A 14,681-nucleotide genomic window follows, 5' to 3' on the forward strand; every position below is an offset into this window, starting at 1 on the left:
GGGGCGGCGGAGGCCCGCCTCGCCCGCGCGCGGGCGGCCCTCATCGACGAGGCGGCGATGCTGCCCGCGACGGAGCGGGCGGCGGCCCTGCACTGACCTGCGAGGTGTTTCGGCCAGGTCGGGAACCCGCAGCCCCGTCCCCGGCGGAGTTCCGCGGTGAGATGGTCGGTTTGATCCGCGCCGGGCGCGATCCGACCGACCTGCGGCCCGGCGAGGCCGACCGGGGGACACGAGGCGAGGCTCCCGCCACTGCGGCCGCCCTGTCGGCGACGAAAGCGCGAGGAACCGCTCCGGCGGCAGTGGGAGAACCGGCAGTTGAAGCCGGAATCCCCCCTCACCCCGCCTTCGACAACGGATCCGCGATGCTCTCCAGCGACTTCCCCTCCGCGTTGACCCCGAGCCGCCACTCCGTCACCGCGGCGATCACGAGCAGCAGTGCCGCCCCGGCGTAGCCCCCCGCCAGCGCCCAGTGCTGGCCGGACTCGATCAGGTGGGTGAACAGCCAGGGCGCCACCACGCCGCCGGCGCCGGTGCCGAGCGCGTAGAACACCGCGATGGCGAGCGCCCGCGTCTCGAGCGGGAAGATCTCGCTCGCCGTGAGGTAGGCCGAGCTGGCGGCCGCCGAGGCGACGAAGAAGATCGCGATCCAGGCGAAGGTCTGGGTCCAGGCGGTGAACAGGTCGAGGCCGAACACCACCGCCGTGGCCAGGAGCAGGAGCCCGCTTAAGCCGAAGGTGCCGGCGATCATCCGGCGCCGGCCGATCGTGTCGAAGAAGTGGCCGAGCAAGAGCGGACCGAGGAAGTTGCCGATGGCGAGCGGCACCAGGAACACGCCGGCCCGGTTCTCCGGCGCGCCGTAGAACTTCGCCAGCACCAGCCCGTAGGTGAAGAACACCGCGTTGAACAGAAAGGCCTGGGCGATCATCAGCACCAGCGCCAGGATGCTGCGGCCGCGGTGCTTGTGCACCATCGAGGCGAAGATCTCGCCGAACCCGAAGCTCTTCTTCGGGTGCACCTCGAGGATGCCTTCGGCCTTCGGCAGCTTCTGGCCGGTCTCGGCCTCGACCTTGCGCTCGATCTCCGTCACCGTGCGCTCGGCCTCGTCCTCGCGGCCGTGGGTGACGAGCCAGCGCGGGCTCTCGGGCACGTGGCGGCGCAGGAAGAGGATGCCGAGGCCGAGCACGCCGCCGATGCCGAAGCCGAGGCGCCAGCCGAAATCCGGGTCGAGGAGGTTGGGATCGAGCAGCAGCAGGGAGGCCCCGGCGCCGGCCGCGGCGCCGAGCCAGAAGCTGCCGTTGACGATGAGGTCGACCCGGCCGCGGTACTTGGCCGGGATCAGCTCGTCGATGGCCGAGTTGATCGCCGCGTACTCGCCGCCGATGCCGAGGCCGGTGACGACGCGGAACAGCGCGAAGCTCCAGAAGTCCCAGGCGAGCGCGCTGGCGATGACGCCCCCGACATAGATCATCAGCGTGGCGTAGAAGACGAGGCGGCGCCCGAATCGGTCGGTGAGCCAGCCGAACACCAGGGCGCCCACGACCGCGCCGACGACGTAGAACGAGGCCGCCCCGCCGATCTGCTGGATGGTGAGGCCGAGCGCCCGCTCGTCCTGAAGCACCGGCCCGATCGCCCCGACGATGGTGACCTCGAGCCCGTCGAGCACCCAGGTGATGCCGAGCGCGATCACCAGAAGCAGGTGGAAGCGGCTCCAGGGCAGCCGGTCCATCCGGGCCGGCACGTCGGTGCGCACCAGCCCCGTCCCGGCGCCGCGCGCCGTTCCCGTTCCTGCCGCCACATCGTCCTCCCACGTCGTCCGTGGGAGACATAAACAGCAGCGGGGCCGTTGCGTTCCGCGCCGGCCTCCCGCACACCCGGCCGGACGCCGCGCCGATCCCCCATGCTCCGCATCGAGTCCCTCCGCCGCGATCGCTTCGGGCCCTTCGACCTCGCGCTGGCACCCGGCGAGGCCTGCGCGGTCACGGGGCCGTCGGGGGCGGGCAAGAGCGTCTTCCTGCGCATGGTCGCGGATCTCGACCCGTCCGAGGGCCGGGTCAGCCTCGACGGGGTCGACCGGGCGGCGGTGCCGGCGCCGCTCTGGCGCCGGCGGGTGACCTACCTCGCCGCCGAAGCAGGCTGGTGGGCCGAGACGGTGGCCGAGCATTTCCCCACCGGCGCTCCGGACCGCCTCGCCCGCGAGCGCGAGGCCCTGCGCCTGCCGGCGGAGGTGTTCGGCTGGCCGGTGGCCCGGCTCTCCACCGGCGAGCGCCAGCGCCTCGCCCTGCTGCGGGCGCTCGCGGTCAATCCGCGCGTGCTGCTCCTCGACGAGCCGACCGCCTCCCTCGATCCCGACAGCGTCCGGGGCGCCGAGGCGGTGATCGCCGGGCGGCGCGCCGCCGGGCTGATCGTGCTCCTCGTCTCCCACGATCCCGCCCAGGTGGCGCGCCTCGCCACGCGCCGGCTCGCCGTCGCGGGCGGGAAGCCCGCGTGACCTGGTCCGCATGACCCCGTCACCCGGCCCCCTCGACCTCGCCCTCGGGGCGGGCTTCGTCCTCCTCAATGCCGGCCTGTCGGCGGCGCTCGGCCTCGGGCTTGCCCGCACCATGCTGGTGGCCGCCTGCCGGCTGGCCGCGCAGCTCACCCTGGTCGGGCTGGTGCTGCGGGTGGTGTTCGGCCTCGGGGCGCCGGGGCCGGTGGTTGGGATCGTCGCCGTGATGGCGCTCGCCGCCGCCTACGAGATCGGCGCCCGCCAGGAGCGACCCTTGCGGGGGCCTTGGCGCTACGCGCTCGGCGGCGCGGTGACGGCGGGAGCGACGGTCGTCGCCGTCGCGGTTGGCCTCGCGGCCCTGCGCCCGCAGCCCTGGTGGGACCCGCACGCCCTGATCCCGCTTGCCGGCATCGTGCTCGGCTCGGTGATGAGCGGCGTCGCCATCGGGCTCAACGGCTTCACCGGGGCGCTGCGGCGGGAGCGGAATGCCGTCGAGGCCCGCCTGGCGCTGGGGGCCACCCGGGACGAGGCGCTGGCGCCGCTCGTCCGCAGCGCGATCCGCGCCGGGCTGATCCCGGTCCTCAACCAGATGGCGGCGGCGGGGCTCGTCACCCTGCCGGGGATGATGACCGGCCAGATCCTCGCCGGGCAGAACCCGCAGGAGGCGGCCTCGGCGCAGATCCTGATCCTGTTCCTGCTGGCAGGAGCGAGCGGCCTCGGGGTGACGGGGGCGGTCTACCTCGCGGCCCGGCGGCTCACTGACGCCCGCCATCGCTTGCGGCTGGAGCGACTGGGCTGAGCGCGGCCGGTCGACCGTCCTCCGGGATGCCCGCCGTATGGTGATGGCAGCGGGACTGCCGCGCTTGGCTCAATCGATGATCCGCAGGGGACGGGACAGGGAGACGGAGACGATCTTGGGGTCGCTGTCGAGGACCGGCAGGGTGCTGGCGGTTGCCTCGCCGGTCAGCAGTGTCTCGTCGATTTGGCTGCGGACCGTGACGCCCGGCGGTACGTAGCCCGGCTCCGTCACCTTGACGACGGCTTTCAGGATCATGTCTGGATCGACAGCAGCGGCGCGGAGGCTGCCGTCGATCTTGTGGAACTGCGCCGACTTTGTCGTGAACATGCCGCGCCCCTCGGACCACGATCAATTCTAGCGCTGGATGGTAACATGGGGATTCTGCGTGATGGCGCGCGGGATCCACAGGTATATTTTCAGAAATGTATCGGTCCGGACACGGGGCCGCCCGCGAGCGGGCCGAGCCCCGCTGCTCGCCGGATGGTCGCCGCCACTGCGCCGGCGGCGTGGACTCGCCCGTGGCCATAGCGGTCGTGCCAGCCAGTTCCAGACGGCAGATCGCGCCGGGCCGTCGTGATCACGATGCCGCGGATCTCCTCTGCCGTGAGTGCGAGTCCTTGGGGCCGACACCTCGGATAGAACGAGCGCCGCAACCCCTGTGATGAATTCACCAATACAGCTGCGCCCGACCGATGAAAACGTCGGCGTCGATCGTCCGTCGGTTGAAGTTCAGGTTCGCCGGCGAGGGCGAGGTGTGGGAGCGGACGTAGTCGAACACGAAGCGGATGTTGCGGTCCGGGTACCAGTTCACGCCGGCGGTGAAGTCGTGCTCGATGCCGCCGCGGATGGTGCGGTCCTCGAGATCGATGGCGCTGTAGCGCAGTCCGAGCTCGAACACGCCGGTGCCGCCGCGGCTGACCCGCTGCGCCTCCTCGACCTGGACCCCGCTGAACACCGCGTACTCGGTCGCGTAGTTGGGGGCGATCGAGTAGCGCCGGCCCTTGCTGTTGAGGAGCAGGCCGGCCTGGATGTAGCCGCCCTGGAAGCTCAGGGACGGCGCGCCGCCGAACCGGCCGATCTCGGTCATGATGTATTCGGCCTGGAGCCGGAACGGCCCGGTCTGCCAGGCGGCCTCAAGGCCGACGCGGCCGATGCTCGACGCGTCGCGGATGCTGCCGGTGTTCACGAATTGCCGCGCGAACAGGAACGCCTCCGAGCGGCTCGACAGGGTGAGCGCGCTGCCGTCGTTCGGCAGCGAGCGGTAGCTGCCGGCGATCCCGAAATGCAGGACGTCGTACTTGTCCTCGCTGAGGTAGGGCGCGTAGGTGACGCGGGTGGTCGAGGCGACGCCCTGGCCGCCGATGCCGGCGTTGTTGATGTTGCCGCCGAACACGCTCGTCACCGCGGTCCAGCGGTCGCCATGGGTGCCGACGGCGAAGCCGAAGTTGCGGGCGGGCGCGAAGGCGTCGGCGAGCGAGCGCTCGGTGAACAGGGTGTTGTTGTCGCTGATCAGCTGATCGAGGCTGAACGGCTCCTTCATGTTGCCGAGGGCGACGATGACGTCCTTGAAGCCCTTGTAGGCGACGACCGCATCGTTGATCGGCCGGTTCGGCTCGGCGAAGTCGTACTGGAAGGCGAGCTCGAGCTCCTTGCCCAGCGTTAGGTAGCTCTCGATCCAGGAGCGGCGCACGGCGATCGGCGTGTCGAACACCGTGCCGAAGCCGCGCTGCTGCACCCGCCCGGTGCCGAAGTCGAGCTGCAGGCGGCCGCCGATCCGCAGGGTCGCGGCGTCGTCGGGAAACTTCAGGGTGATGCCCCTCTCGTCGATGGTCAGCTGCTCGCCGAACGGCCCCGGCGGTCCCTCGATGGCGGCGGCCGGGAGGCTGAGGCTTGAGAGCGCGAGGGCGGCGAGCGACCAGGAGCGGAGGCGGTGCGGCATGATCGGACTCTCGCGACGAATGCCGGGCAACGTGGCGCCTATCGCGTGACGCTGGTGCGACCTAAAGCAATCCTGGCCGCGATCGCCGGCCGGTGTGGCGGTGGAGACACGCCCGTTCGCGGTCGAACCGCTACGTCACGGCCGAGTTGTGTCGGGGACGATCGAGGATTTCTCCATGCTCCCCGCCATCGACCGCCGCACGTGTCTGTCGGGTCTCGCCGCCCTCGTCCTCGCACCGGTGGCCGGTCCCGCCCGGGCGCAGGGCGCCGCCGGCCGCTCCGATACCCTGCTGGTGATGGAGAAGGGCGAGCACGCCCTGAGCTTCTACGAACTCGCCAGCGGCCGGCGCACCGGGCGGGTCGACCTGCCGGGGGAGTATCCGCACGAGTTCGCGGTCGACCGGGCCGGGGCCCGCGCCTATGTGGGCCTCTACGGCGCCAAGTCCTCCACCACGCCGGGCCCGGGGGGAGACGCGGTCTACGTCGTCGACCTGCAGGCGCGGGTCCTTGCCCGCACCATCGCCTGCGCACCGTTCCGGCGCCTGCACGGGGTGCGCCTCGACGCCAGGGACCGGCTGTTCGTGCTGAGCGAGGACCGCGACGTGCTGCTCGGCTTCGACGCGCCGGAGCGTGCCGAGCGGCCGGACCGGGCGGTGGCGACCGGCGGCATCAAGGGCCACCTCTTCTCGCTGTCGCGGGACGGCGAGAGCGCCTACGTCGCCAACATCCTGTCGAACACCGTGAGCCGGGTGCGGCCCTTCGCGCCCGCCGAGGCCCCGCGGGTCGCGGCGACCGGGCTCTGGCCGGAGGGCAACGCGCTCAGCCCCGACGAGGCGACCCTCTACGTTGCCAACCGCCGCAGCGCGACGCTGACGGCGCTCGCCACCGAGGCGATGACGGTGACCCGCACGGTGCCGACGCGGGGGGACGTGGTGCGGGTCGATTGCGGTCCGGAGGGCGACCTGATCCTGGCGAACTACGCCGAGAAGAGCCTGTCGCTCTTCGATCCCGCCCTGAAGGAGGTGGCGGTGGTGCCGCTCCAGGGCGCGCCGGTGGCGCTCGCCCGCCACCCGTCGAGCCCGCTCGCCTTCGCGGCCCTGGAGGACGACCGGATCGCGGTGGTCGACCTCGAGGGGCGGCGCGTGCAGGGCACTCTCGCCACCGGGCGCGAGCCGGACGTGATGGTGGTCCTGCCCGGGTGAGGCAGGATCTCGGGACCCCGGGGAGTCAGGCCGCGCGTAGGGGCTTCTTCGGCGGCTCGAACACGGTCGCGTAGTGGGTGCGGCACCAGCGCTTGCCGGTGAGCACGCGGCAGCCGCAGACGCGCTTGCTCTCGATCGCGGTGCCGTCGCCGTCGGCCCAGAGCGGGTATGTGCAGTCGAGGAGGCCTGCCTTCAGGAACAGCACGCCCTCGCCGCCATCGGCCGCGGCCGCCGGGACCCGGCGGGACATCGGCAGCGCGACGACGCTGCCGCCCTCGGCCGTTTCGACGGCCGAAGGAGCAACCTCCACCGGCGCGGGCGCAACGGCAACGGGCGCCGCCACCGGCTGGACGACCGGGGCGACCGGACGGGCGGGCGCCTCGACGGCGCGCGGCGGCGGCGCCTGCGCCCGCAGCGCCTCGGCCTGGACCGCGACCGGCGGCTTGACGGCCGGGGCCGCCTTCACGGCGGCGGGCGCCTTGCGGGCCGGGGCCGGCGCCTTGTTGGCGGCAAGGAACGCCCGGGTGGCCTCCTCAAGGGCGCGCGCGCTCATCACCGGCGCCTCGGCGCGGGGCGCGGCCGGCTGCGGAGCGGCGGCGCGGGGCTGCGGCGCGGCCGCCGGCTTGACGGCCGGCTCGGCCTCGGCCGCTGGCCTGACGGGCGCGGGCTTGGCCGAGGCAACCTTGGTGGGCGCGGGAGCGGCGGTCTGGATCGTCGAAGGCAGGATCTGGGAAGGCAGGATCCTGGGGGCCGGCGCCTTCGCGGGCTCGGCCACCACGGGCTGAGTCTTGACGGGCTCGGCCTTCGCGGGCTCGGCCCTGGCGACCGGCGCCGCCGTCGCGGGCACGGGCGTCTCCGCCGCGGCCGCCGGCCACGTGGTCTTGGCCGTGTCCCTGGCCGTCTCCTTGGCCTCGGCCCGGGCCTGCTGCCGCGCCAGGGCGGCCTGCGCCACGCGGCCGATCACCTCGGCGACCGTCGTGCCGATCTCGCCGGCGATCTCCGCCGGGTCACGTCCCTCGATCCACAGCGCGACCGCCTTCTCGGTCGCCTCAGCCGTCCACACCGCGTCGGTCATTTCCAAAGGGGCTCTGTTCCAGTTCGATTCGGAAGGGCGGGGTATAGGGCAGGTCTCCTCTCCAAGTCCCTTCCGATGACGCAAGGGTGGGATGCGACCGATCGCCTGACCGCGCGGACCGGGGCCATGCTCTCGCCCCAAAGCGGGCTGCCGGCCGATTCGGCCTCAGCCGGTGCCGCGCGCCGCGGCCTCGCCGGCCCCGGGTTTCTCGGAAGGAGGCTGCTTGGCCAGAGGCCCCCTGGTCGACAGTTCCTTGGCCTTCAGCACCTGGGCCGCCCGCGCGTAGCCCCCGTCCTCGCCGTCGACGAAGTGGACGTGGTCGCGCATCGCCGCGACCGGGGTGATGCAGGTGGTGAGCGCCGCGCCCTGGCGGTGGAGGCCGAACCGCACCAGCCCCGCCGCCTCGGCGGCCTCCAGCCGCGCCTCGATCCGGGCCGCGAGCTCCGGGCTGCAATCGACCGTCATGCGCAGGCCGTCGTCGTACTTCCGGAAATCCGTGTTCGCCACCAGCTCGTCGAGATAGCGCAGCGGCGAGAAGCCGCCGACCCGCAGGCCGAAGCGGAAGACCAGGTGCGCGAGGAGCGTGGCGCCGAGGAGATGCAGGCGGCGCAGGCCGAGAGAGCCCCACAGGGGGCCCCGGGCCCGCACCTCGTGGGCGAACCCGGCCGGCGGCCAGCGCAGGGAGGGCCCGCCGGGCCGCAGGGGATGGCCGCGGGACGGCGCCTCGGAGGCGAGGCGCACCACGTCGGTGATCGCCGCCCGCGCGGCCGTCCGGTCGGCGCCCTCGACGGCGACGACCAGGATCGACAGGATCAGGCCGTGCCGCGCCTTCGCCGGCTCGAAGCGGCAGGTCAGCCCGGCGAGGTCGGGCTGCGCGCCCGGTGCGGCCGGCTCCACGGCGTAGAGCCCCCGCTTGAGCGCGCGCTCCGCGAAGGCGATGCCGCCGCCCATGAACATCGCGTAGGCCACGTCCGGCGAGGGCGCGTAGCGGGCCACCTCGACCGCGTGGCCGGCGGCCCGGATCTCCGTCACCGGCACGAGGGCGGCGCGCAGGGTGAGCCCCATCGCGTCGCGGGCCCAGGCGGCCGTGGCGGCGAGCGCGTCCCTCGCCGTCCCGGCCTCGCCGGGGGCGACCAGCACGCTCGCCCCGTCGCCCCCGAACACGAAGGGCAGCTCGCGCCGCCCGAGGGCGTTGCGCAGGGCGGCGATCACCGCCGCCCCGGCGAAGTTCACCGCCCGGTAGCGCCCCGCCGCGATCGCGCCGGTGGAATCGACCACGTCGGTCACCGCCACCCACCAGCCGTCCGGCACCGGGCGGTAATGGGCGTCGTCGAGGACGCTCAGGAAGTCGGTCGCCGGGGTGAGGTCGGCGTAGCGGAAGCCGTCCGCGGGCTCCGTCTGTGTCAACGTCTCCATCCGTCACGAATGTCCGGAGGCGGGGCGCCGGTTCCGTCCCCGCGAAGGGTGCGGAGGGACGGCGACCGCCTCCGGTTCAAGGCCGGGCGGCCCTACGCCATGCCGAGGGCCTGCATGTAGAGCTCGAGGATGGCCTCCTCCTCCTGGCGCTCGGAATGGTCCTTCTTGCGCAGGCGCAGGATGGTCCGCACCGCCTTCACGTCGAAGCCGCGGCCCTTCAGCTCGAGCATCACGTCCTTGATGTCGCCCTGGAGGCCGGCCTTCTCCTCCTCCAGGCGCTCGATGCGCTCGATGAACTGCTTGAGCTCCTCGGCGGCGACGCCCGACGAGGCGACGTCGGCGTCCGGCATGCTGTGCGCGTTCATTCACGATCTCCTTGCCGATGGGTCCGGTCCGGTGCCGCCGCGGGCGGACGCGGCCATCAGGCACCCAACCCACTGACGGATGGCGGCCTTCGCGGCACGCCTTCCCGGATCTTGATAGATGCTCAACCTTACCGAGTTCTTGCGCGGCCGGCGGGAGGGCCGCGCGGGCGGACCTCAGTGCTTGTCCGACCGCGCCGCGAAGGCCGCCGCCTGCTCCGGGGTCGCTTCGCTCTGGTGCTGCGCCTTCCAGGCGTCGTAGGGCATGCCGTAGACGTGCTCGCGGCTCTGGTCCTTGGTCAGCGGCAGGCCGCGGGCGTCGGCGGCGTCCTTGAGCCAGTTCGACAGGCAGTTGCGGCAGAACCCCGCGAGGTTCATCAGGTCGATGTTCTGCACGTCGGTGCGCCCCTGGAGGTGCGACACCAGGCGGCGGAAGACCGCGGCCTCAAGTTCGGTGCGGGTGGTCTCGTCGATGCCGTCCATCGGGGGGCTCCCTTCAAAAGAATCCGGGGTTCTGAGGTGGGGAGCGGGCGCCCGCCCGGTCAAGCGCGGGCGACCAACGGACCCAGCAGGGCGGAGAAGCGCGCGGCCCAGTCCTCGGCCCCGGCCTCGTCGCCGATCAGGTCCTGGCGGATCTCGATCAGGGCGTTCGGCAGCCCCCGCGCCATGGCGTGGCGGTCGATCGTGTCCCCCGGCAGGCCGCCGCCATAGGGCTGGTTGTCGCCCACCGTGAATCGGGCCGGGTCCGCCCGCAGGGCGGCGATCAGCGGGCCGGCGAGGCGGTCGTCCCGGTCCCACAGGATGCCGACGTGCCAGGGCCGCGCCACCCCGCGCCAGGCCGGGGTGAAGCTGTGCACGGTCACGATGGCGGGGGGGGCACCGGCGGCGAACGCGGCCGCCACCGCTTCGTCGATGGCGCGGTCGTAGGGGTCGTAGAAGCGCGCCAGCCGCTCGGCGACGCCCTCCGGCCCGATCCGGGCGTTGCCCGGCACCACCGCCCCGTCCGAGAGGCGCATCACCAGGGTCGGGTCGGTCCGGCCCCGGTTGGGGTCGATGATGAGGCGCGAGAAGGTGGTGAGCAGCGCCGGCGCCCCGAGCCGGCGGGCGAGCGCGCGCGTCACCGCCGCCGCCCCGATGTCGTAGGCGATGTGGCGCTCGAAGTGCGGGGCCGCGACGCCGAGGTGGTCGAGGTCCGGCGGCACCGCGTTCGAGGCGTGGTCACACAGGAGGAGCAGGCCGCAGGCCGGATCGCCGGGGATCGTCTCGACGGGCTGGGGCGGGTGGCGGGCGGATGTGGCGGCTGTCATCGGGCGATCGTGTCTCCGTCCCTCTCCCATACCCAAATGGCGGAGCAGCCTCCATCCGCCGCGGGGGGCCCGCACGGTGACGCCGGGCGCGTCTTGCCATAGTGACGGGGCGTGACACCCGAACCGGGAGCGCGCCGCGAAGGCCTTGCCGATGTCCCGCACCCCTCTGCCCGACCTCGCCGCCTCCGGCGCTCCCTCGGCCGATCTCGGCCCCGCGCTCGCGGCCCTCGTCGCCGGCGCGGTGGCGATGGGCCTGTCGCCGGTCCTGGTGCGGGTCGTCAGCCCCGAGGTCGGGCCCTTCGCCAGCGCCTTCTGGCGCGTCGCACTGGCGCTGCCGGTGCTCTACGGCTGGATGCGGTGGGAGGAGGCCCGGGCGCCGCACCTGCGCCGCGGCATGACCCCCTCCGCCCTGCTCGCCGGCCTCGCCTTCTCCGGCGACCTGCTGTTCTGGCATCTCGCCATCCTGGGCACGACGGTGGCCAACGCCACCTTCTTCGCCACCACGGTGCCGGTCTTCGTGGTGCTGTTCGCCTGGGCCGGGCTGCGCCACCGGCCCGCCGGGCGCACGCTCGCGGGGCTCGCCGTCTGCCTTCTCGGCGGCGCCACACTGGTCGGGCAGTCGGTCCAGGTCGATCCCGCCCGCCTCGCCGGCGACCGGGACGGGGTGATCACCGCCGCGTTCTTCGCCCTCTACTTCCTGGCGGTGGAGCGCGCCCGAGCCCGGGGCCTCGGCGCCGCCCGCGTCACCTTCGTGGCCTCCTGCGTCACCGCCATCGTGCTCCTCGGCGTCGTAGCAGTGCTCGAGACCCGGCCGGTGCTGCCGCGATCCGCGAGCGCCGCCGCCGGCCTCGCGGCGCTCGCCCTCATCAGCCACGCCGGCGGCCAGGGCCTGCTCTCGGTGGCGCTCGGCCGCCTGCCCGCGGGCTTCTCCTCCCTGGTGATCTTCCTCGAGGCGGTGGCGGCGGCGATCCTGGCCTGGCTGCTCCTCGGCGAGGCCCTCGGACCCCTGCAGGTGCTCGGCGGCGGCCTGATCCTGGCCGGCATCGCGGTCGCCCGACCGCGGCGGCGCCCGGTGGTAAGCTCTAACAAGATCTAACAAGACCGGAACGGGACCGGTACGAAGCCGGCCCGAAGCGTGACCATACCCAGAGAGGAGCCGCCCCGTGACCGATGCCCCCCGCCCGGAGACTGCCGCTCAGCGCGCCCTGCTCCTGAGCCTGCTCGATGCGGGCGTCACGGCCGCCCATCCCCGCGGCTGCCTCGTGCCGCACCTGCCCCCGGCGCCGGCCGGGCGGCTGGTGATCCTCGGCGCCGGCAAGGCCGGTGCCAGCATGGCGGCGCTGGCCGAGCGGCACTACCGGGCGCAGGGGCTCGATCCCGCCCGCATCGCCGGCCTGGCGGTGGCCCGCCACGGCTACGGCGAGCCGGCGGGCGTGATCGAGGTGGTGGAGGCCGGCCACCCGGTGCCGGACGAGGCCGGCATCGCGGCGACGCAACGCGGCCTGGAGCTCGCGGCCTCCGCCGGCCCGGACGACCTCGTGCTGGTGCTCCTCTCCGGCGGCGGCTCGGCGAACTGGATCGCGCCGGCGGGCGCCCTGACGCTCTCCGAGAAGCAGGGCATCACCCGGGCGCTCCTGCGCTCGGGCGCGGCGATCGACGAGATCAACTGCGTGCGCAAGCACCTCTCGCGCATCAAGGGCGGGCGGCTGGCCCAGGCCGCGCGCAACGCCGGCCGGCTGCTGACGCTGGCGATCTCCGACGTGCCCCGGGACGACCCGGCGGTGATCGCCTCGGGCCCGACGGTGCCGGACCCGACCACGCTCGCCGACGCGCGGGCGATCTGCGCCCGCCGCGGCATCCCGCTGCCGCCGGCCGCCGAGGCGCTCCTGAACGACCCCGCCAACGAGAGCCCGAAGCCCGGCGACCCCGCCTTCGCCCGCACCGAGTTCCGCATCGTCGCCCGGCCGATCGACGCCCTGAACGCGGCCTCCGCGGCGGCGGCTGAGGCCGGCTACGACCCGGTGCTGCTCGGGGCCGACCTCGAGGGCGAGGCCCGGGAGGTCGCGGCCGAGCACGCCCGCCTCGCCCGCGACCTCGCCGCCGCCGGGCGGAAGGCCGCACTGATCTCCGGCGGCGAATTGACCGTCACCATCCGGGGCGAGGGTCAGGGCGGGCCGAACCAGGAATACGCGCTGGCCCTGGCGCTGGTGCTCGACGGTGCTCCCGGCATCGCGGCCCTCTCGGCCGATACCGACGGCACCGACGGCGGACGGGGCGAGGCCACCGACCCGGCCGGCGCCCTCATCGACCCGACGACGCTCGCCCGTGCGGCGGCGGCGGGGCTCGACGCGCGGGCGAGCTTGGGAGAGAACGACTCGACACCGTTCTTCGACCGGCTCGGCGACCTCGTCCGGCCCGGGCCCACCCGCACCAACGTCAATGACCTCCGCATCATCCTGGTTGGCTGACCTCGTTTCCCGCCCGCGCCGCGCCGTTCTGCCCGCCCTGCTCCTCGCCCTCCTCGGGGCCGGGCCGGCGCGGGCGGACCTGCGCATGTGCAACATGACCGGCAGCCGCATCGGCATCGCGCTGGGCTACCGGGATTCCGGCGGCTGGGTCACGGAGGGCTGGTGGAACCTCTCCGCCAAGGGCTGCGAGACCCTGCTCAAGGGCGCGCTGGCCGCCCGCTACTACTACGTCTTCGCCGTTGACTACGACCGCGGCGGCGAGTGGAGTGGCCGCTCGCTGATGTGCACCCGCGACCGCGAGTTCACCATACGGGGCGTCGAGGACTGCCTCGCCCGCGGCTACGACCGCAACGGCTTCTTCGAGGTCGATACGGGCGAGCAGAAGAGCTGGACGATCCAGCTGACGGATCCAGGGCGGGCGGCGCCGTGAGGCGAGGGTGGAGAGGTTCGGAGCCGGCGGACGTCGAAAGTCACCATCGGCTCGTTATCGTCGGGAACAGGCCACAGGTGAGTGCGAAGCCTCCGCCGAGCGTCAGCATGATCGCGGCAAGGCAGACCCGCAGCGACAGGTGGCTCCGCTCGATGCCGGGCAGCACGAGACTGATCGCGCCGTAGAGCATCGCCGCGCCGATCAAGATGCAAAGGATGCGTCGCCAAGGAGCTATCGGCGCTCAGTCCTCCCGGTCAGGGTCATCCCGGGCATGGCCCGAAATGCCGTCGATTTGGTGACCTTGGGGCATATCGCTGAGTTGACCCACTGTTCCCGCGCCTATGCGTCTGGGCCTGATGGCGCTGGCGGTTTTCCCTCGCAAGCGGAGGCGCAAGCCCTTTCAGGCCGCCCGCAACTTCCGCGCCGCCTCCGCCAGCACTTCGTTCATCCGGGTCTGCCAGCCCGGCCCCGTCGCCTTGAAGGTCTCGACCACGTCCGGGTCCAAGCGCAGGCTGACGAGCTGCTTGGGCCGCTCGGCTCTCGGCCGGCCGCCGCGGCTCGGCAGCGCCGCGTAGACCTCGGGAGGAAGAGCCTCCCGGGCCGGACGCAGCTGGGCCAGTTCCTCGTCCGTCAGATGCGGGATCTCGCCATCGATGTCCCAATCCTCTTCGGATGTGAGGAGAGAGGGCCGCTCAGGTTTCGAAGTGCCGGTCATAGGCTTCCCTTTCCTGTTCGTCCGCGCGGCGAATGCTGACGAGGGACAACGCTTCACTGCCGAGAGGCGACACGACCGCGAGCACGACGATGTCCCCGTTCCAGAGGCCGATAAAGAGGTAGCGGTTGCGGCCCGTGCGGCTTGGCCGGGTCGGCAGCACCAGCGCCGTGTCACGGTCGAAGCAGCGTTCGAAATCGGCGAAGTCGAAGCCGTGTTTCGCCCGGTTGCTCTGCCGCTTCAGTTCGTCGAAGACGATCTTCATGAATTTTTGTAGATACAAAAACCGGGATCGACAAGTGGGAAGGCGAGATGGCCCGACCGACGCCCGCTCCGCTCCCCACGACCCCCGGCCGCCCTAAATCGCCGATTGACCCGGGCCCGCCGACCGGCTTTCCGTACGGCCCATCCTCCCGAACCCCGGCCCCCCCGGACGACACCCCCATGAAGCGCGCCCGCCGCACCAAGATCGTCGCGACCCTCGGCC

The 14,681-nt window shown here is 73.1% G+C and carries 17 protein-coding genes; 6 read left to right on the forward strand and 11 right to left on the reverse strand.

The genetic code is table 11. From position 1 onward, the window contains the following. Positions 1-334: 334 nt before the first annotated feature. On the reverse strand, positions 335-1,726 hold the full coding sequence (locus VQ02_RS17575) for an MFS transporter (RefSeq protein WP_083469282.1): 1,392 nt from the start codon (positions 1,724-1,726) through the stop codon (positions 335-337). Positions 1,727-1,897: 171 nt separating this feature from the next. On the opposite strand from VQ02_RS17575, the gene VQ02_RS17580 reads away from it, so the two are divergent. Further along, complete coding sequence (locus VQ02_RS17580) at positions 1,898-2,488, forward strand: ABC transporter ATP-binding protein (protein ID WP_048445504.1); 591 nt, start codon at positions 1,898-1,900, stop codon at positions 2,486-2,488. 10 nt (positions 2,489-2,498) lie between these two features. Beyond that, complete coding sequence (locus tag VQ02_RS17585; protein WP_048445505.1) at positions 2,499-3,284, forward strand: ABC transporter permease; 786 nt, start codon at positions 2,499-2,501, stop codon at positions 3,282-3,284. Positions 3,285-3,353: 69 nt separating this feature from the next. On the opposite strand, the gene VQ02_RS17590 is transcribed toward VQ02_RS17585, so the two are convergent. Beyond that, entirely contained in the window at positions 3,354-3,611 is a 258-nt protein-coding gene (locus VQ02_RS17590) for a hypothetical protein (RefSeq protein ID WP_048445506.1), read from the reverse strand. A gap of 340 nt (positions 3,612-3,951) precedes the next feature. Next, on the reverse strand, positions 3,952-5,223 hold the full coding sequence (locus VQ02_RS17595) for an OprO/OprP family phosphate-selective porin (protein ID WP_048445507.1): 1,272 nt from the start codon (positions 5,221-5,223) through the stop codon (positions 3,952-3,954). A gap of 175 nt (positions 5,224-5,398) precedes the next feature. On the opposite strand from VQ02_RS17595, the gene VQ02_RS17600 reads away from it, so the two are divergent. Continuing rightward, entirely contained in the window at positions 5,399-6,424 is a 1,026-nt protein-coding gene (locus VQ02_RS17600; protein WP_048445514.1) for a YVTN family beta-propeller repeat protein, read from the forward strand. 25 nt (positions 6,425-6,449) lie between these two features. On the opposite strand, the gene VQ02_RS34780 is transcribed toward VQ02_RS17600, so the two are convergent. The 5 genes from VQ02_RS34780 to VQ02_RS17625 form a co-directional block, all read right to left on the reverse strand. Then, positions 6,450-7,499: a hypothetical protein gene (locus VQ02_RS34780; protein WP_053080419.1), complete on the reverse strand. Its 1,050-nt coding sequence runs from the start codon at positions 7,497-7,499 to the stop codon at positions 6,450-6,452. A 165-nt stretch (positions 7,500-7,664) separates the two neighbouring features. Then, positions 7,665-8,906 carry a DUF3095 domain-containing protein gene (locus tag VQ02_RS17610; RefSeq protein ID WP_245239768.1) on the reverse strand — a complete coding sequence of 414 codons (1,242 nt, stop codon included), beginning with the start codon at positions 8,904-8,906 and terminating at the stop codon, positions 7,665-7,667. 101 nt (positions 8,907-9,007) lie between these two features. Further along, positions 9,008-9,265, reverse strand: a complete 258-nt coding sequence (locus tag VQ02_RS17615; RefSeq protein WP_236012505.1) for a DUF2312 domain-containing protein — start codon at positions 9,263-9,265, stop codon at positions 9,008-9,010. A gap of 189 nt (positions 9,266-9,454) precedes the next feature. After that, positions 9,455-9,760: a DUF1244 domain-containing protein gene (locus VQ02_RS17620; protein ID WP_048445508.1), complete on the reverse strand. Its 306-nt coding sequence runs from the start codon at positions 9,758-9,760 to the stop codon at positions 9,455-9,457. 59 nt (positions 9,761-9,819) lie between these two features. Further along, positions 9,820-10,584 carry an N-formylglutamate amidohydrolase gene (locus VQ02_RS17625; RefSeq protein WP_048445509.1) on the reverse strand — a complete coding sequence of 255 codons (765 nt, stop codon included), beginning with the start codon at positions 10,582-10,584 and terminating at the stop codon, positions 9,820-9,822. 151 nt (positions 10,585-10,735) lie between these two features. Here VQ02_RS17625 and VQ02_RS17630 point away from each other — a divergent pair, with 151 nt between their 5' ends. From VQ02_RS17630 to VQ02_RS17640, 3 genes are all read left to right on the forward strand, one after another. Beyond that, the gene (locus VQ02_RS17630) at positions 10,736-11,680 is read left to right on the forward strand and encodes a DMT family transporter (RefSeq protein ID WP_048445510.1); all 945 of its coding nucleotides are present in this window, start codon (positions 10,736-10,738) and stop codon (positions 11,678-11,680) included. Positions 11,681-11,747: 67 nt separating this feature from the next. Continuing rightward, positions 11,748-13,052, forward strand: coding sequence for a glycerate kinase type-2 family protein (locus VQ02_RS17635; protein ID WP_048445511.1), 1,305 nt, complete (start codon positions 11,748-11,750; stop codon positions 13,050-13,052). Continuing rightward, positions 13,024-13,482 (forward strand): DUF1036 domain-containing protein, encoded by a 459-nt coding sequence (locus VQ02_RS17640; RefSeq protein ID WP_083469281.1) that lies wholly within the window; start codon positions 13,024-13,026, stop codon positions 13,480-13,482. The genes VQ02_RS17635 and VQ02_RS17640 overlap by 29 nt, the downstream gene beginning before the upstream one ends. Before the next feature lie 40 nt (positions 13,483-13,522). Here VQ02_RS17640 and VQ02_RS37225 read toward each other — a convergent pair whose 3' ends face one another. The 3 genes from VQ02_RS37225 to VQ02_RS17650 all read right to left on the reverse strand — a co-directional run bounded on the left by VQ02_RS37225 (position 13,523) and on the right by VQ02_RS17650 (position 14,459). Further along, positions 13,523-13,672: a hypothetical protein gene (locus VQ02_RS37225; RefSeq protein ID WP_157080676.1), complete on the reverse strand. Its 150-nt coding sequence runs from the start codon at positions 13,670-13,672 to the stop codon at positions 13,523-13,525. Positions 13,673-13,882: 210 nt separating this feature from the next. Continuing rightward, positions 13,883-14,197 carry a BrnA antitoxin family protein gene (locus VQ02_RS17645; protein ID WP_048445512.1) on the reverse strand — a complete coding sequence of 105 codons (315 nt, stop codon included), beginning with the start codon at positions 14,195-14,197 and terminating at the stop codon, positions 13,883-13,885. Continuing rightward, positions 14,175-14,459: a BrnT family toxin gene (locus VQ02_RS17650; RefSeq protein ID WP_048445513.1), complete on the reverse strand. Its 285-nt coding sequence runs from the start codon at positions 14,457-14,459 to the stop codon at positions 14,175-14,177. The genes VQ02_RS17645 and VQ02_RS17650 overlap by 23 nt, the downstream gene beginning before the upstream one ends. Between the last annotated feature and the right edge of the window lie 222 nt (positions 14,460-14,681).

The sequence above is a fragment of the Methylobacterium variabile genome, assembly GCF_001043975.1.
In the GTDB taxonomy this organism is placed as follows: Bacteria; Pseudomonadota; Alphaproteobacteria; order Rhizobiales; family Beijerinckiaceae; genus Methylobacterium; species Methylobacterium variabile.